We start from the raw sequence: 14822 nt of genomic DNA, 5'->3' as shown, positions 1-14822 counted from the left end.
GGTTGACCCACGCCGACCGGGGTATCCGGGGATGATCCGCCCGGTCGGAACGAGGAGGGACCATGGTCAACGTCGGCTACACACTCATGTGCGAGCAGGCCGGTCCGAAAGACCTGATCGACTACGCCGTGCGTGCCGAGGCGGCCGGCTTCGACCACCTCGTCATGTCCGACCACTACTACCCCTGGCTCGACTCGCAGGGCCACTCCCCGTACGCCTGGTCGGTTCTCGGCGCGGTCGCCCACGCCACCGCGCGGGCGCAGCTGATGTCGTTCGTGACCTGCCCCATCGCCCGCTACCACCCGGCCGTCGTGGCACAGAAGGCGAGCACCGTCGGAGTGCTGTCGGACGGGCGGTTCACCCTGGGCCTGGGCGCGGGCGAGAACCTCAACGAGCACGTCGTGGGCGGTTGGCCGCACGTGCAGCAGCGGCACGAGATGTTCGAGGAGGCCCTCCAGATCATCCGGCCCCTGTTGAACGGGGAGACGCTGACCTTCTCCGGCAACCACTACGACGTGCCCGACGCGTACGTCTGGGACCGGCCGGACCAGCCGGTGCCGATGGCGGTCGCCGCCTCCGGCCGGCAGTCGGCCACCCTCGCCGCCGAGTACGCCGACGGGATGGTCGCCACCGACCCGCTCCCCGAACTCATCGAGATGTACGACGACGCCGGCGGCGTCGGCAAGCCGCGCTACGGCCAGGTCGCCATCTGCTACGGCCCGGACGAGGCCGAGTGCCGCAAGATCGTGCACGACCAGTTCCGCTGGTTCGGGCTGGGCTGGAAGGTCAACGCTGACCTGCCCGGCCCGGACGCCTTCGCCGCCGCCACCCAGTTCGTGCGCGAGGAGGACGTCGCCGAGAGCATCTCCTGCGGTCCGGACGTCGACCGGCACGTCGAGGCGTTCAAGACGTTCGTCGACGCCGGCTTCAGCCACGTCGCGGTCGTGCAGGTCGGCGGCGAGAGCCAGCCGATGTTCCTGGAGTGGGCGCAGGAGCAGTTGCTGCCGCGCCTGCGGGAGCTGTGAGGACGTCGCCGCTGCGGCGGCCCCTGCCGACGGCGGCGGGACGCTTCGGCCCCGCCGAGCTGCGCCTCGCCCTCGCCGCGCCCCGGCCCGCCGCCGGCCTCACCAGCGAGTGGCGGCTGGTCGACGGGCTCCGCACGCACACCCGCCGCAGCGCCGACCCGGGCACCGGCGCCCCGCCGGTCGTGCTCGTCCACGGCCTCGCCGTCTCGCACCGGTACCTCACCCCGCTCGCCGTGGCGCTCGCCGACACCCACCCCGTGTACGTGCCGGACCTGCCCGGCTTCGGCCTGACCGAGCGCCCGGGCTCCGCGTACGACGTGCCCCGGCACGCCGACCACCTCGCCGCCTGGCTGGCCGCGTACCGGATGCCGCCGGTCTGCGTGCTCGGCCACTCGTTCGGCGCGGAGGTCGCGGCGGCGCTGGCCGCCCGGCACCCCGAGGTGGTCCGCGCGGTGGTCCTGGCCGGTCCCACCAGCGACCCGGTCGCGCGTTCGCGGCGCGGCCAGATCGGACGGTGGCTGGTGGACACGCTGCGGGAGGCGCCGTTGCAGGCGCCCATCCTGCTCCGCGACGTGTGGGACGCCCGTCCCTGGCGGGTCTCCGCGACCCTCACCCACTCGGTGCGCAACGCGATCGAGGCGGACCTGGTGCGGATCGCCGCGCCGACCGTGGTGGTGACCGGCTCGCGCGACCCGGTGGTACCCGCCGGGTGGCGGTCACAGGCGGTCCGGCTCGTGCCCCACGCCCGCGACGTCGTGGTGCCCGGCGCCGCGCACAATGTCGCCACCACCGCCCCGGCCCAGGTCGCCGACGCGGTCCGGCTGCTGCTGACTCCGACCTCTGACGAACAGGTGACTCCTCATGCGCATCGGTAACACGGAGATCCGCCCGGCCGGCGGCGGTCTCGGCTGCCTGCTGATGATCCTCTTCTCGGTCGTCGCGTCGATCGTCCTGACCGTGCTGCTCAACCTGGTCCTCTGACGCGGCCCGACCGGCGGTCGCCGCCGGTCAGGCCGGGTCGAGGTCCAGGTCGGCGGTGACCGGGTAGTGGTCGGAGGCGCGGTCGGCGTCGCCGCCGCGCACCACGCGCACCGGGCCGGCCGCGGCGGCGACGGCGGGCGTGCCGAGCAGGTAGTCCAGGCGCGTCGGCGCGAACTCCGACCCGCCCTGCCGGGTCGGCACGGTCCACCCGTCCGGCTCCGGTGAACCGCCGCGTGCCCAGAGGTCGACCAGGCCCGCGTCCAGCAGCCGGCCGACCGCACGGGTGTCCACGATCCGGCCGTCCCGGCGCAGGTGCCGGCGCCGGTACAGCTCCGGCAGCCGGGCCAGGCGCTCGGTGTGGTCGACGGCCGGGTCGAGGGTGTTCAGGTCACCGGCGACCAGGACCAGCTCGCCGGCGGTCCGGCGCACGGCCGCCGCCAGCCAGTCGGCCTCCGTCCGCCGCCGGCCGCCGGAGTACGGGTTGAGATGCGTGCCGAACACGGTCAGCGGCCCGGCGTCGGTGGCCACCGTGACCCGCCCGGCGGCGTGGTGGAACGGCCGGCGTACCCGGCCGGCGGCGAGCACCCGCAGCGGCGGGCGGACCAGCACGGCCACCGGCTGGGCGAACCACGACCGGGCCAGGTGCCCGCGCATCCCCACCCGCCCGGCGAAGGCCGCCAGGGCGCGGTCGTCGAAGCCGCGCAGCTCCTGCATCGCGAGCACGTCCGGCCGCAGGTCGGTGACGACCCGGACGATCAGGTCCCGCCGGTCCCCGCCGCCGGCGTCCCGGCCGCCGGTCCGGATGTTCCAGGTCGCCACGCGCAGCATGCGGTCGGTCAGTCCACCCGGCCGGCCTTGGCCAGCTCGTCGTCGAGGGTGTGCACGTCCTCCGACTCGATCGCCGGCCGGTTGCCCTCGCGCAGGTCCTCGTTCGGCCGGACCACCCAGTAGAGCAGCCCCACCCAGAGGGCGCACAGGATGATCGCCCCCATGAAGTCGGTCGGGTGGTGCATCCCCCGGTACATCCGCGACACCGCCACCCCGACCGGCATGATCACCGCCAGCACCACGAACACCCAGCGCCACCAGCGGTCGGTGCGCGGGAAGGTGATGATCGCGATGGCGACCCAGACGCACAGGGTGGCGGCGATGTGGCCGGACGGGAAGGACGACGTCGGCATCGGCCCGTCCAGGTTCACCACCGGCGGCCGGGGCCGGTCCACGGCGGCGGCCGAGGCGAGGAAGAGGGTCAGCTCGCCGAACATGGTCAGCGCGACGAACAGCACCGGACGCCAGCGCCGCCAGACCGCGAGCACCAGCGGGCAGAAGACCAGCGAGATCAGCAGGATCGCGTGCGTGTCGCCGAACTTGCTCCACCACCAGGAAAGATCGTCGTGGGCCGGGGCCCGGTGCTCGGCGAACCAGCGCGGCACGTCGGTGTCGAGGGTGGCGAAGAACGTCCCGCCGGCGTAGTAGCTGACGAACATCCCGAAGCCGTAGAGGGCGCCGAGCACCATCACCCAGCCGACGATCAGCTCGAAGACGGCCGCCCGCGGGTGCGGCAGCAGGTGCGCCTCGTCGGGGGCCGGCGCCACGTCGTGCGCGGCCTCCGGCTCCAACCCCTCGGTCAGCGCCGGCACCGGCCGGCCGCGCTCCAGCCGCCACAGGCGGAAGGCGTACGCGGCGATGCCCAGCCAGGCCGCGCCCAGCAGCCAGGCGCCCAGCACGTCGGAGACGAAGTGCACACCCAGCGCGATCCGGGTCAGCCCGATGAGCACCACGATCGTGGCGACCAGGCCGATCGCCGGCTTCCGCCAGCGGGGCGACATGGCCGGGAGGAAGACCAGCAGCAGCGCACCGTACGCGACGAACGACCCGAGCGCGTGACCGGAGGGGAAGCTCTGCCCCGCGTACGTCCCGATCGGCACCTCCACCTCGGGGCGCAGCCGGTCGACGAGCGTCTTGAGCGCCGGGTCCAGGATCAGCGCGCCGACGCCGGTCACGATGAGGAACACCGCCAGCCGCCCCTGCCTGCGGATCAGCAGACCGACCACGGCGACCGAGATCAGCCAGATGAGCACCGCCCGGCCGCCCAGGTCGGTGAGCGCGTTGAGCACGGTCACCAGCGGCCCGTACGGCGACACGAGGTCGTTGAGCCAGGCGGCGACACCGTGGTCGACGTCGTACAGCGGGGTCCACTTCACCCGGACCAGGGCCAGCAGCAGACCGAAACCGACCCCGGTGCCGAGGACGAGCGCCAGACCGGCCAGCGTCCGCTCGGTGAAATGACCCAGGGGTCGGCGCAACAGGTCGGTGACCACGCTCACGGCAGCCTCCCTCTCAGCTCCTGGCGTGGCGCTTTACCCGATCGGTGGTTCCCGTACACCGGGCCCTGATCTACAGCGAGGTCATCTCACCGGTGTCGTGCAGCTCCATCCGGTCGGCCTCGGGCTCCCACAGGTCGGGCTGGGCCGGCTCCTGGACGCCGATCCGCACCGCCTCCAACTGCGCGGCGAAGGCCAGCCCGCCGAAGAGCGCCATGCCGGTGAGGTTGGCCCACAGCAGCAGCGCCATCATGCCGGTCAGTGCCCCGTACGTCTGGTTGAAGTCGTCGCTCCAGGCGACGTACCCCGCCAGCAGGAGACTGGTCAGCCACCACAGCGCGGTGGCGATCCCCGCCCCGAAGAAGAGCCAGGAGAGGCTGGGCTGGTTGCGTCGGGGCGCGTGCCGGAAGAGCACCGCGACGGCCAGCACGGTCAGCCCCAGGCTGAGCGGCCACCGCGCCACGTCCCACACGGCGTGGGCGCCCTCGCCCCACGCGTAGTGCCGTTGCACCGAGTCGCCGATCGCCCCGCCCGCGACCAGGATGAGGAACCCGGTCAGCGCCGGCAGGCCGGCGGTGAGCGCCAGGACGGCGGCGCGTACGTACTTCCACAGCGCCGGGCGGTCCCGCTCGACGCCGTAGATCCGGTTGGCACCCCGCTCGATCTGCGCCATCGTCATGGTCAGCGCGACCAGGCCGGTGAGCAGACCGAGGGTCAGGGCCAGCTCGCCCACCTCCTCGGTGCGCTCGCCCTCCCCGAGCAGCTCCGCCACCACCTCGTCGCTGGCGCCCGGGGAGAGCGCCAGCACGGTGTCGGCGACGACCTGGCCGCCCTCCTCGACGCCCAGCTCGGAGATCAGACCGGTCAGCGCGATCAGGAACGGCACCACGGCCAGGCACAGCTGCAACGCGAACGCGCGGGAGTGGCTGAAGCCGTCGCCGTAGCGGAACCGGATGAACGCGTCCCGCAGCAGGCACCAGCCGCCCTCCCGGCGCAGCGTGTGCCAGGCGTCGTCGGCGGACAGCTCCTCGTCCGCCATCAGCCGGGTCTCCGGCACGATCCGGGTGCTACTCACGGCGTGCCTCCTCGACCAGCCGCTCGCCCCGCTCGCCGGCGGCGTCGGCGTCCACCGCCAGGTCCGGTGCCTCCTCCGGCTGTGGTACGCACAACCACAGCGCCCGCCGCCGGATCTCCGCCTTCAGCGTCCGACCCGGCTCGATCAGGTCCCCGTCGAGCTCCCGGGGCTGCGGGCGGTTGCTGGTGATCTCCACCCGCCGCCCGCGGAACACCTCCATCCGGGGCACCCGGTCCTGCCGGCGGACGACCGCCCAGCCGAGCGCCAGCCAGTGCCGCAGCGTGCGCGGGGTGAGCACCGCGACGTCGAGGTAGCCGTCGTCCGGCTCGGCGCCGGTGAGCAGGCGTACGCCGCCCTGGAGCCGGCCGACGTTGGCGACCAGGACAGACCGCGCCCGGCGTCGGAGCGGCTGCTGGTCGTCGATGCGGATGGAGACCCTCATCGGCCGGTCCCGCAGGTGCCGCGCGGCCCCCACCACGTACGCCGGCCAGCCGATCCGCTTCTTGGTGGTCTCCGAGGTGGCGGCCAGCATCTGGGCGTCGAAGCCCATGCCGGCCATCACGGTGAAGTACCGTTCCTCCACCTGCCCGACGTCGAGCAGGCGCCGGCCGCGCTCGATCGCCACACCGAGGCCGGCGGCGAGGTCGTTGGAGAGGCCCAGGTTGGCCGCGAGCAGGTTGCCGGTGCCCTGCGGCAGGACGGCGAGCGCCACGTCGGTGCCGACGAGCGCGCTGACGCAGGACATGACCGTGCCGTCGCCGCCGCAGACGAAGACCACGTCCACGCCGGCCCGTACGGCCTCCGCGGTCTGGCCCTGCCCCGGGTCGTCGACGGTGGTCTCGAACCAGAGGGGTTCGGGCCAGCCGGCGGCGGCGAGGACGTCGTCGACCGTACGGCGCAGCTCGTCCGGATCGGCCACCTTGACCGGGTTCACCACCACGGCCGACCGCAGCCCGCCCTTGTCCTCTCCAGCATCCACGGCGTCAGTGTGCAGCACAGCCGCGGGTTCAGCGAGTCATCACGCGAGCGGGTCGGCAGCGCCACAACCAGGTTTCAACACCGCCGCCACCGGTTCGCCGCCACTCGGCGGCGGGGCTGTCCGCTCGCCGCCGGGGCTGTCCGCTCCGGCGCGCCGCGCGAAGATCGTGCTGTTTCCCGGATGTAGTGGCATCGGGCCGGCGGCGAGGCCACCACATCCGGGATCGAGCGCGATCATGCGCGTTCTCGCGACGCGCCCGGGTCAGGCGGCCGTGCGGAGAGCGGTCTCGACGCGGCGGCGGAGGTCGTCGAGGTTCACACCGGCCTCGGTGAGCACCAGCGCGGCGAGGCCGTTGCCCTCACGGAGCAGGCCGAGCAGGATGTGCTCGGTGCCGATGTGCGAATGGCGCAGCCGCAGCGCCTCCCGCAGCGACAACTCCAGCACCTTCTTCGCCCGCGCCGAGAACGGCCCGCCCGCGTACCGTCGACGGCCCCACCGGCGGCGCGGCGCCGGCTCCGCCTCGCGGAGCGCGTCCGGGCCGAACGTCTCCTCGATGCGCGCGACGATGGCCGCGAGGTCGATGCCGATCTCGCGCAGCGCGGCGGCGTCGGCGTCGGCGAGACCGGTGCTGGTGTGCGCGGTGTGCCGCTGGATCCGAGCCCGCAGGTCGTCGGCGGTGACGCCCGCCTCGCGCAGCACCCGCACCGCGAGGCTGTCGCCGTCGGCGAGCATCGCGAGCAGCAGGTGCTCGGTGCCGACCGGGCGTTGCCCCTCGGCGCGCGCCTCGTCGCGCGCCCCCTTGACCACGCTGCGCGCCCGGTCGGTGAACCGCTCGAACATCACGCCTCCCAGGATTGATCGACCGCCGGCCGCCCGGCGTGCTTCTTGTGGACCGCCTGCCGGCTGACCTCGAGCGCGTCGGCGATCTCCTGCCAGGACCAGCCCTGCCGCCGGGCGTTGTCGACCTGGACCACCTCGAGCCGCTCGAGAAGCCGGCGCAGCGCGCGGACGGCGCGCAGCCCGACCCGGGGGTCGGTGCTGCTGGCGGCCGCCGCGAGTTCCGTCGCCTGACTCATGCTGTCAACCTACGTTGACGATTGCCGCATGTCAACCCCGGTTGACAATCCTGCTAGGGTCCGGCCGTGCCTTCGTTCGAGGACCACCACCTGATGTCGGTCGGGCACCTGCGCCTGCGACCGGTGGGCGGCACCGTCGTCGGCCACCGGTACCCGGCGAACTTCGACGTCCTCCACGTCGACCCCGACCTGCCCCTCGCCGTGGTCGCCGACGGCATGGGCGCCGGTGAGGGCAGCCGGCGGGCCGGCACCACCGCGGTGGGCACGCTCGTCGCGGAGATCCGAGCCGCCTGGCCCGACATCGACGCCCGGCGGTTGCGCACCGCCGTGGCCCGGGTCCAGTCCGCGGTACGCGCCGCCGGCGCCGACCTCGCCGACCTGACCGGGTGCACGCTCACCGCCCTGCTCGTCGAGCCGGACGGCGGACAGGGCTGGCTGGTGCAGCTCGGCGACTCCCGGGCGTACCGGCTGCGCGACGGACTCCTGGAACTGCTGACCGTCGACCACACGGCGGCCTGGCTCGGCGTCGTGCACGGCTGGTACGCGGCCGACTCCCCCGCCGCCGCCCGGGCCCGCTACCAGCTCACCCGGTACGCCGGACACCCCGGCGAACCGGAGGCGGACCTGCTCGCGGTGACGCTGCGACCCGGTGACACCTGGCTGCTCTGCACCGACGGCGTGAGCGACCAGGTCGACTACCACCGCCTGCGGGAACTCCTGGCCGACCCCGATCCGAACCAGGCCGTCCGCACCCTCCTCGACGCCACCCTCACCGCCGGCGGCACCGACAACGCCACCGCCGTCCTCGTCCGCGTGAGCTGAAGACCGGCCGGGCCCTTTCGGCTTGGCCTTTGGTTGCGGTGGTGGGGTGGGGCCCGCCGTGCCCGGCTCCGGGCGGTCAGGCTTGATCCCTGCGCCGGTCACGGCGGGCCCCACCCCCGACCCGGTCCGGGTCCGCCCGGCCGTCTCGGCCCGAAAACCCGGCACCCACACCTCTTGATCGACTCGACGTCCTTGATGTCGGGGTGTCCGACCGTCGGTGATACCCCGACATGCAGGAAGCCGAGTCGATCAACCGGTGTGTGCAGACGGTGTGTGCAGACGCCGCTGGCCGGCACCCCGGGTTCGGGTACCGGCCAACGGCCTGCTTCCCCCTGCGAGGAAAGCCTGCGTTCGGGTTGTGTCGGGGGGTCAGCTGTTCCAGTACTCGGCGACCAGGTCGGCGGCCTGGGTTTCCCACTGGGCGTAGTGGAACGGGTAGGCCGACACCTGCACGGTCTGGGCGGCCTTGGTCAGGGGCATGTCCTGCCAGCCGTCGACCTGCTTGAGACCCTTCAGGAACGCCATCGTGCTGTATTCGGGGTCGGTGATCTGCTCCACCGTGCCCCACCCGCTGGAGGGACGCTGCTGGAACAGGCCCTGCGAGTCGTGGTCGTTGCGCTCACCCAGATGACCCAGGTTCACCAACTTCGACTCCTGCAACGCCGTCGCGATCGCCACCACCGCGGCCCGCTCGTCCATGCCGGCCTTCTTCGTCGCCGCGATGATCGCCTTCACATTCGCGACCTGCTCGTCGTCCAGATCGATCCGCGACTGCTCGCCCTGCACACCGTGCGGGATCAGCGTGCCCTTGTCCACCTTGTCCGCGAGGACGGTGACCGCGACCGGCTTCGACTCCACCGGGGCGGCGTGAGCGGTAGCCGGGCCGGCGACCACACCAGAGGCGAAGGCCAGACCAGCGATACCGAGAACACCCTTACGCAGCAGCTTCGAGTTCATCACCAAGCTCCATTCAGGGGAGACGCCACCCACCCGAGGGGGAATCAGGGGTGCGGGGGCGCAAGCACCGACCGGCGCTCAAAGACATTCGGGGGATGACCACCAGCGTCACGCCCAAGGGGGGTGGGCGAGGCGGTGACCGCAAGGACCGGCGCCCCAGGCCGGGGGGCCTCGTGGTGCCGGGTCCAGATGTAACGACCGCCGGCCGCCATCATTCCGGGGGCCGCTCACCCTGCCACGAAGGCGGGCGCTGCTCGATCGTCCAGGTGATGTAACGACCCCGGCACCGCCACGATTCCACCCCCACGATGCCGCCGATCACACCCCCAAACCCGACACACAGCCCACCACGTGACACCGAAACCCGACATGCGCCCCAAACAGCGCAAGGCGACACAGCAAGTTCATGAAGGAATCCGGCCCCTCCAGGGGCCATTTCCCTCCAAGGTCTCGCCGCCTTCGGGTCTGAGCCGCCCTGACAAACTGTGCAAAGATTGTCAGCATGTCGACCGACAGGCTGGAGGCGATCCTCGCGGCGGCGTACGAGTGCTTCACCCGCCACGGGATGCGCCGTACGACCATGGACGACATCGCCGCCGCTGCCGGCATGTCCCGCCCGGCCGTCTACCAGTACGTCCGCAACAAGGACGACGCGTACCGGCGGCTTGCCGAGCGGCTCTTCGCCGGCTCGCTCGCCGAGGCGCGCCGGGCCGCTGCCGACCCCACGGCGTCCACGGCCGAGCGGCTGATCACCGTGCTCGGGGCCAAGCTGGAGCTCACCCTGACCCTGCACCGGGAGAGCCGGCACGCCGCCGAGTTGCTCGACGAGAGCACGAAGCTGACCGGGGACCTCGTGGAGGCGTACACCCGGGAGCTGACCGACGTGGTGGCCGAGGCGCTCGCCGACCGTGCCGGGCCCCGGGCCCGCGCGGTGGCCGACGTCCTGGTGGCGCTCACCCGCGGCCTGGAGGCCGACCTCACCGACCCCGACCTGCCCCGGCGGCGGCTGCGCGACGGTGTCGCGTTGATCGTCGCCGGCCTGGACACCCCTGGAGACCCCGCATGACCACCGTCCTCGTCACCGGCACCTCGTCCGGCATCGGCCGGGCCACCGTCGAGCGGCTTGCCCGCCGCCCCGAGCTGACCGTCTACGCCACCGCCCGCAAGGTCGAGGCGATCGCCGACCTGGCCGCGGCCGGCGCCCGGCCGCTCCCCCTCGACGTCACCGACGAGGCGTCGATGGCCGCCGCCGTCGCCCGGATCGAGGCCGACCACGGCCAGGTCGACGTCCTGGTGAACAACGCCGGCTACGGGGAGTACGGCCCGATCGAGCAGACCCCGATGGATCGGGTGCGGGCGCAGTTCGAGACGAACGTGTTCGGGCTCAGCCGGCTCACCCAGCTGGTGCTGCCCGGTATGCGCCGGGCCGGCCGGGGCCGGATCGTCAACGTCAGCTCGATGGGCGGCCGGATCGTGTTCCCCGGTGGCGGCTACTACCACGCGAGCAAGTACGCGGTGGAGGCCATCTCCGACGCGCTGCGCCAGGAGGTGCGGCCGTTCGGCGTCGACGTGGCGATCGTCGAGCCGGGCCTGATCCGTACCGGCTTCGGTGCCGTCGCGGCCGAGTCGCTCGGCAAGGGGGCAGCCCCGGCCGGGCCGTACCGGAGGATGGTGACCGCGGTGGACGAGACGATGGCGCGTTCGTACGAGAGCCGCCTGCTCGCCGTCACGCCGGACGCGGTGGCCCGGGTGATCGAGCGGGCGGTGACCGCCCGTCGCCCGCGCACCCGCTACGTGGTCACGGCGGCGGCGTGGGCGATGGTGCACACGCGGCGGCTCTTCGGCGCCCGCGTCTTCGACGCGATCAACCGCCTCCAGTTCCGCTGACCCGCCGCCGCGCGACGGCGTCCGGGACCGGCACGAGAGCCGGCGACGGCGTCCGGGACCGGCACGAGAGCCGCCGGGGCGCGGACACGGACGGCCCGCCGCGCGCCGGTCCCACCCGGCCGGACCCCTCGGCGATGCGGGCGGTGCGCCGATCCCGCCCCGCCGCCCTACCGCCGGGACTAGCCTCGGGACGGGGGCCGGTGCGACGCCTGCGGAGGGGATGCCGATGACCGCAGTCACCGATGCGCCGGTACTGGCCGGTGTCGGCTCGGAGCGCAACCTGCCGCTGGTCCGGATGGCCGCGGGCGAGGCCGTCGGGCACGAGCGGCCGCTACGCCTGCTGCACGCGTTCGACTGGGGGGCGGCCCTGGCGGCGCCGTCGGTCGCCGGGCCGCACGACGCGGCAGAGGAGCTGCTCGCCCGCGCCACCGAGGTCGCCAAGGACGTCGACGAGAACCTTCCGGTCAGCGGCGAGATCTCCGAGGAACCCACGGTCGACATGCTGGTCCGCCGGTCCGACACGGCGTTCCTGGTCGCCGTGGGCGACAGCGGCATGAGCACCCGCCCCGGCAGCTGCGTGCCCGCCGACGCGCCTGCCGTGCAGGTCGCCGCCCGGGCCGGGTGTCCGGTGCTGGTCGGACGCCGGGATCCGCCGCCGGAGGGTCCGGTGCTGGTCGGCGTGGACGGCTCACCCGACTCCCGGAAGGCTCTGGCGTGGGCGTTCGACTGCGCCGCACGACGCGAGGCCCGGCTGGTCGCCGTCCGGGTGGCGGAGCCGGGGTGCGCGGACGACGACCCGGCGGTGCTCACCGGGATCGTCGCCCGGATCGGCGAACGGTGGCCCGCCGTACCCGTGGAGTGCCACACCATCCGCGGCTACCCGGGTGCGGTCCTCGTCGAGCAGACGCGGTCGGCCCAGCTCGGGGTGGTGGCTGCGCGGGCGGACCAGCCCGGCAGGGGCATGCTCGGCTCCGTGAGCCAGACGCTGGTCTACCACTCGCCGGCGCCCGTGATCGTGGTACGCGGACTCGCTCCGACGGAGGGCCCGGACGCACGGGACCAACGACCCTGATCCACAGCAGCCGATCCGGCGAGGCTGACGACGGAACCGTTCCTTCCGGATGCGCCACTCCCCGACCCGCGAGAGGCTCAGTCAGTATGGACACCGCAACCGACCTGCACAGCCCCCTGACCGAAGACGAGCTGCGCCGGCTGGACGCCTACTGGCGTGCGGCGAACTACCTCACCGTCGGGCAGATCTACCTGCTGGACAATCCGCTGCTCCGGGAGCCCCTCGCGCCGGAGCACGTGAAGCCGCGGCTGCTCGGGCACTGGGGCACCAGCCCCGGCCTGAACCTGCTCTACGCCCACCTCAACCGCGTCATCGTCGCCCGCGACCTCTCCGCCATCTTCATCACCGGCCCGGGCCACGGCGGCCCGGCCCTCGTCGCGAACACGTGGCTGGAGGGCACGTGGTGTGAGCGCTACCACGGCACCGGCCGCGACGAGGCCGGCATGGCCCGGCTGTTCCGCCAGTTCTCCTTCCCCGGCGGCATCCCGAGCCATGTCGCGTCGGAGGTGCCGGGTTCGATCCACGAGGGCGGCGAGCTGGGGTACGCGCTCAGCCACGCCTACGGCGCGGCGTTCGACAACCCCGACCTGCTGGTCGCCTGCGTCATCGGTGACGGCGAGGCCGAGACCGGCCCGCTCGCCGGCAGTTGGCTGTCGAACGTGTTCCTCAACCCGGCCCGGGACGGCGCGGTGCTGCCCATCCTGCACCTCAACGGCTACAAGATCGCCGGCCCGACGGTGCTCGACCGCATCCCCGAGTCCGACCTGCTGGACCTGATGCGCGGGTACGGCTACCAGCCGTACGTGGTCGCCGGCGACGACCCGGCGACCGTGCACCATACGCTCGCCGCGACGCTGGACCGGGCACTGGACGAGATCGCCGCGATCCAGCGGCGGGCCCGGTCGGGCGGTCCGGTCGAGCGTCCGCGCTGGCCGATGGTCGTCCTCCGTACGCCGAAGGGCTGGACCGGCCCCCGCGACGTCGACGGCAAGCACGTGGAGGGGACGTACCGGTCGCACCAGGTGCCGCTGTCGAAGGTGCGCACCAACCCGGAGCACCTGGCCGAGCTGGAACGCTGGCTGCGCAGTTACCGGCCGGAGGAGCTGTTCGACGCGACCGGCGCCCCGGCCGCCGAGCTGGCGGCGCTGCCCCCGAAGGGCGACCGCAGGATGAGCGCCAACCCGGTCACCAACGGCGGGCTGGTGTTGCGGGACCTGAACCTGCCGGACTTCCGCGACTACGCGGTGGAGGTGCCGCGTCCCGGCGCGACGATCGGCGGTGCCACCGGCGCGTTGGGGCCGTGGGTCCGGGACGTTATCGCGGCGAATCCGCAGACGTTCCGGCTGTTCGGCCCGGACGAGGTCGAGTCCAACCGGCTCGGTGCCGCGTTCGAGGTCACCGGCCGGGCCTGGGTGGCGGCGACGGTGCCCGACGACGACCACCTGTCCCCCGACGGCCGGGTCATGGAGGTGCTGTCGGAGACCCTGTGCCAGGGCTGGCTGGAGGGGTACCTGCTGACCGGCCGGCACGGGATCTTCACCAGCTACGAGGCGTTCATCCACATCGTCGACTCCATGGTCAACCAGCACGCGAAGTGGTTGAAGGTGACCCGCGCCATCCCGTGGCGGCAGCCGCTGGCCTCGCTGAACTACCTGCTCTCCAGCCACGTGTGGCGGCAGGACCACAACGGCTTCTCGCACCAGGACCCGGGCTTCATCGACCACGTGATGAACAAGAAGGCGGAGGTGGTCCGCGTCTACCTGCCGCCGGACGCCAACACGCTGCTCTCCACCATGGACCACTGCCTGCGCAGCCGGCACTACATCAACGTGGTGGTGGCCGGGAAGCAGCCCGCGCCGAACTGGCTGTCGATGGACGACGCGATCATGCACTGCCGCCGCGGCCTGGGCATCTGGGACTGGGCCAGCAGCGACGGCGGTGAGGAGCCGGACGTGGTGCTCGCCTGCGCCGGCGACGTGCCGACCCTGGAGACCCTCGCCGCGGCCGACCTGCTGCACCGGCACCTGCCCGACCTGAAGGTGCGGGTGGTCAACGTGGTCGACCTGATGCGCCTCCAGCCACCCACGGAACACCCGCACGGCCTGTCGGACAAGGAGTTCGACACGATCTTCACGGCGGACAAGCCGGTCATCTTCGCGTACCACGGCTACCCGTGGCTGATCCACCGGCTGACGTACCGTCGGACCAACCACGACAACCTGCACGTACGCGGCTACAAGGAGGAGGGCACCACCACCACGCCGTTCGACATGGTGATGCTCAACGACCTGGACCGCTTCCACCTGGTCATCGACGTGATCGACCGGGTGCCCGGGCTGGCCGCCCGGGCGGCCCACCTGCGGCAGGAGATGGTCGACGCCCGCCAGTCGTGCCGCGACTACACCCGCCGGCACGGCGAGGACGACCCGCGGGTGGCCGAGTGGCGGTGGATCCGGGAGAGCGACCCCAAGGTCAGGGGTGAACAGTGAGCGCGAGGAGTGAGCTTGCGAGCCCCGCAGTCGCGAACGAAAGGCCGGCCCGGTGAGCGCGAGGAGTGAGCTTGCGAGCCCCGCAGTCGCGAACGAAAGGCCGGCCCGGTGAGCGCGAGGAGTGAGCTTGCGAGC

14 protein-coding genes are annotated in these 14822 nt (G+C 73.0%); 7 read left to right on the top strand and 7 right to left on the bottom strand.

Annotated features, from left to right (window positions below):
• The first annotated feature begins 62 nt into the window (after window positions 1-62).
• Together HCJ94_RS15805 and HCJ94_RS15800 are read left to right on the top strand one after the other, a co-directional pair.
• Complete coding sequence (locus HCJ94_RS15805) at window positions 63-1025, top strand: TIGR03557 family F420-dependent LLM class oxidoreductase (protein WP_168001776.1); 963 nt, start codon at window positions 63-65, stop codon at window positions 1023-1025.
• Window positions 1022-1900 carry an alpha/beta fold hydrolase gene (locus tag HCJ94_RS15800; RefSeq protein ID WP_309227301.1) on the top strand — a complete coding sequence of 293 codons (879 nt, stop codon included), beginning with the start codon at window positions 1022-1024 and terminating at the stop codon, window positions 1898-1900. The genes HCJ94_RS15805 and HCJ94_RS15800 overlap by 4 nt, the downstream gene beginning before the upstream one ends.
• A gap of 133 nt (window positions 1901-2033) precedes the next feature.
• Here HCJ94_RS15800 and HCJ94_RS15795 read toward each other — a convergent pair whose 3' ends face one another.
• The 6 genes from HCJ94_RS15795 to HCJ94_RS15770 form a co-directional block, all read right to left on the bottom strand.
• Complete coding sequence (locus HCJ94_RS15795) at window positions 2034-2834, bottom strand: endonuclease/exonuclease/phosphatase family protein (protein WP_168001775.1); 801 nt, start codon at window positions 2832-2834, stop codon at window positions 2034-2036.
• Between the two features lie 8 nt (window positions 2835-2842).
• Window positions 2843-4333, bottom strand: a complete 1491-nt coding sequence (locus HCJ94_RS15790) for a phosphatase PAP2 family protein (protein WP_168001774.1) — start codon at window positions 4331-4333, stop codon at window positions 2843-2845.
• Window positions 4334-4403: 70 nt separating this feature from the next.
• Entirely contained in the window at window positions 4404-5405 is a 1002-nt protein-coding gene (locus HCJ94_RS15785; protein WP_168001773.1) for a YihY/virulence factor BrkB family protein, read from the bottom strand.
• Window positions 5398-6384, bottom strand: coding sequence for a diacylglycerol/lipid kinase family protein (locus HCJ94_RS15780; protein ID WP_309227300.1), 987 nt, complete (start codon window positions 6382-6384; stop codon window positions 5398-5400). Before HCJ94_RS15780 ends, HCJ94_RS15785 begins: the two co-directional genes overlap by 8 nt.
• A 261-nt stretch (window positions 6385-6645) precedes the next feature.
• Entirely contained in the window at window positions 6646-7224 is a 579-nt protein-coding gene (locus tag HCJ94_RS15775) for a Clp protease N-terminal domain-containing protein (protein WP_168001771.1), read from the bottom strand.
• Window positions 7224-7460 (bottom strand): HTH domain-containing protein, encoded by a 237-nt coding sequence (locus HCJ94_RS15770; protein WP_168001770.1) that lies wholly within the window; start codon window positions 7458-7460, stop codon window positions 7224-7226. Before HCJ94_RS15770 ends, HCJ94_RS15775 begins: the two co-directional genes overlap by 1 nt.
• Before the next feature lie 66 nt (window positions 7461-7526).
• Between HCJ94_RS15770 and HCJ94_RS15765 the strand changes: the two genes are divergently transcribed.
• Window positions 7527-8282, top strand: a complete 756-nt coding sequence (locus HCJ94_RS15765) for a PP2C family protein-serine/threonine phosphatase (RefSeq protein ID WP_309227299.1) — start codon at window positions 7527-7529, stop codon at window positions 8280-8282.
• 369 nt (window positions 8283-8651) lie between these two features.
• Here the strand turns inward: HCJ94_RS15765 and HCJ94_RS15760 are convergent, their stop codons facing one another.
• Window positions 8652-9239 carry a hypothetical protein gene (locus HCJ94_RS15760; RefSeq protein ID WP_168001769.1) on the bottom strand — a complete coding sequence of 196 codons (588 nt, stop codon included), beginning with the start codon at window positions 9237-9239 and terminating at the stop codon, window positions 8652-8654.
• Between the two features lie 502 nt (window positions 9240-9741).
• Here HCJ94_RS15760 and HCJ94_RS15755 point away from each other — a divergent pair.
• The 4 genes from HCJ94_RS15755 (at window position 9742) to HCJ94_RS15740 (ending at window position 14687) form a co-directional block, all read left to right on the top strand.
• Window positions 9742-10305 (top strand): TetR/AcrR family transcriptional regulator, encoded by a 564-nt coding sequence (locus tag HCJ94_RS15755; RefSeq protein ID WP_168001768.1) that lies wholly within the window; start codon window positions 9742-9744, stop codon window positions 10303-10305.
• Complete coding sequence (locus HCJ94_RS15750; protein WP_168001767.1) at window positions 10302-11126, top strand: oxidoreductase; 825 nt, start codon at window positions 10302-10304, stop codon at window positions 11124-11126. Before HCJ94_RS15755 ends, HCJ94_RS15750 begins: the two co-directional genes overlap by 4 nt.
• A 226-nt stretch (window positions 11127-11352) precedes the next feature.
• Window positions 11353-12198, top strand: a complete 846-nt coding sequence (locus HCJ94_RS15745) for a universal stress protein (protein ID WP_168001766.1) — start codon at window positions 11353-11355, stop codon at window positions 12196-12198.
• 86 nt (window positions 12199-12284) lie between these two features.
• Entirely contained in the window at window positions 12285-14687 is a 2403-nt protein-coding gene (locus HCJ94_RS15740; RefSeq protein WP_168001765.1) for a phosphoketolase family protein, read from the top strand.
• Window positions 14688-14822: the final 135 nt, after the last annotated feature.

Source organism: Micromonospora thermarum, assembly GCF_012034245.1.
GTDB lineage: Bacteria > Actinomycetota > Actinomycetes > Mycobacteriales > Micromonosporaceae > Micromonospora > Micromonospora thermarum.
This window is presented reverse-complemented; position numbering and strand designations above follow the sequence as displayed.

Excerpts from the sequence above, each read along its gene's own strand:
- HCJ94_RS15805 (WP_168001776.1), top strand. The coding sequence starts at position 63 with ATGGTCAACGTCGGCTACACACTCATGTGCGAGCAGGCCGGTCCGAAA.
- HCJ94_RS15795 (WP_168001775.1), bottom strand. The coding sequence starts at position 2,834 with ATGCTGCGCGTGGCGACCTGGAACATCCGGACCGGCGGCCGGGACGCC.
- HCJ94_RS15775 (WP_168001771.1), bottom strand. The coding sequence starts at position 7,224 with ATGTTCGAGCGGTTCACCGACCGGGCGCGCAGCGTGGTCAAGGGGGCG.
- HCJ94_RS15770 (WP_168001770.1), bottom strand. The coding sequence starts at position 7,460 with ATGAGTCAGGCGACGGAACTCGCGGCGGCCGCCAGCAGCACCGACCCC.
- HCJ94_RS15760 (WP_168001769.1), bottom strand. The coding sequence starts at position 9,239 with ATGAACTCGAAGCTGCTGCGTAAGGGTGTTCTCGGTATCGCTGGTCTG.
- HCJ94_RS15755 (WP_168001768.1), top strand. The coding sequence starts at position 9,742 with ATGTCGACCGACAGGCTGGAGGCGATCCTCGCGGCGGCGTACGAGTGC.
- HCJ94_RS15750 (WP_168001767.1), top strand. The coding sequence starts at position 10,302 with ATGACCACCGTCCTCGTCACCGGCACCTCGTCCGGCATCGGCCGGGCC.
- HCJ94_RS15745 (WP_168001766.1), top strand. The coding sequence starts at position 11,353 with ATGACCGCAGTCACCGATGCGCCGGTACTGGCCGGTGTCGGCTCGGAG.
- HCJ94_RS15740 (WP_168001765.1), top strand. The coding sequence starts at position 12,285 with ATGGACACCGCAACCGACCTGCACAGCCCCCTGACCGAAGACGAGCTG.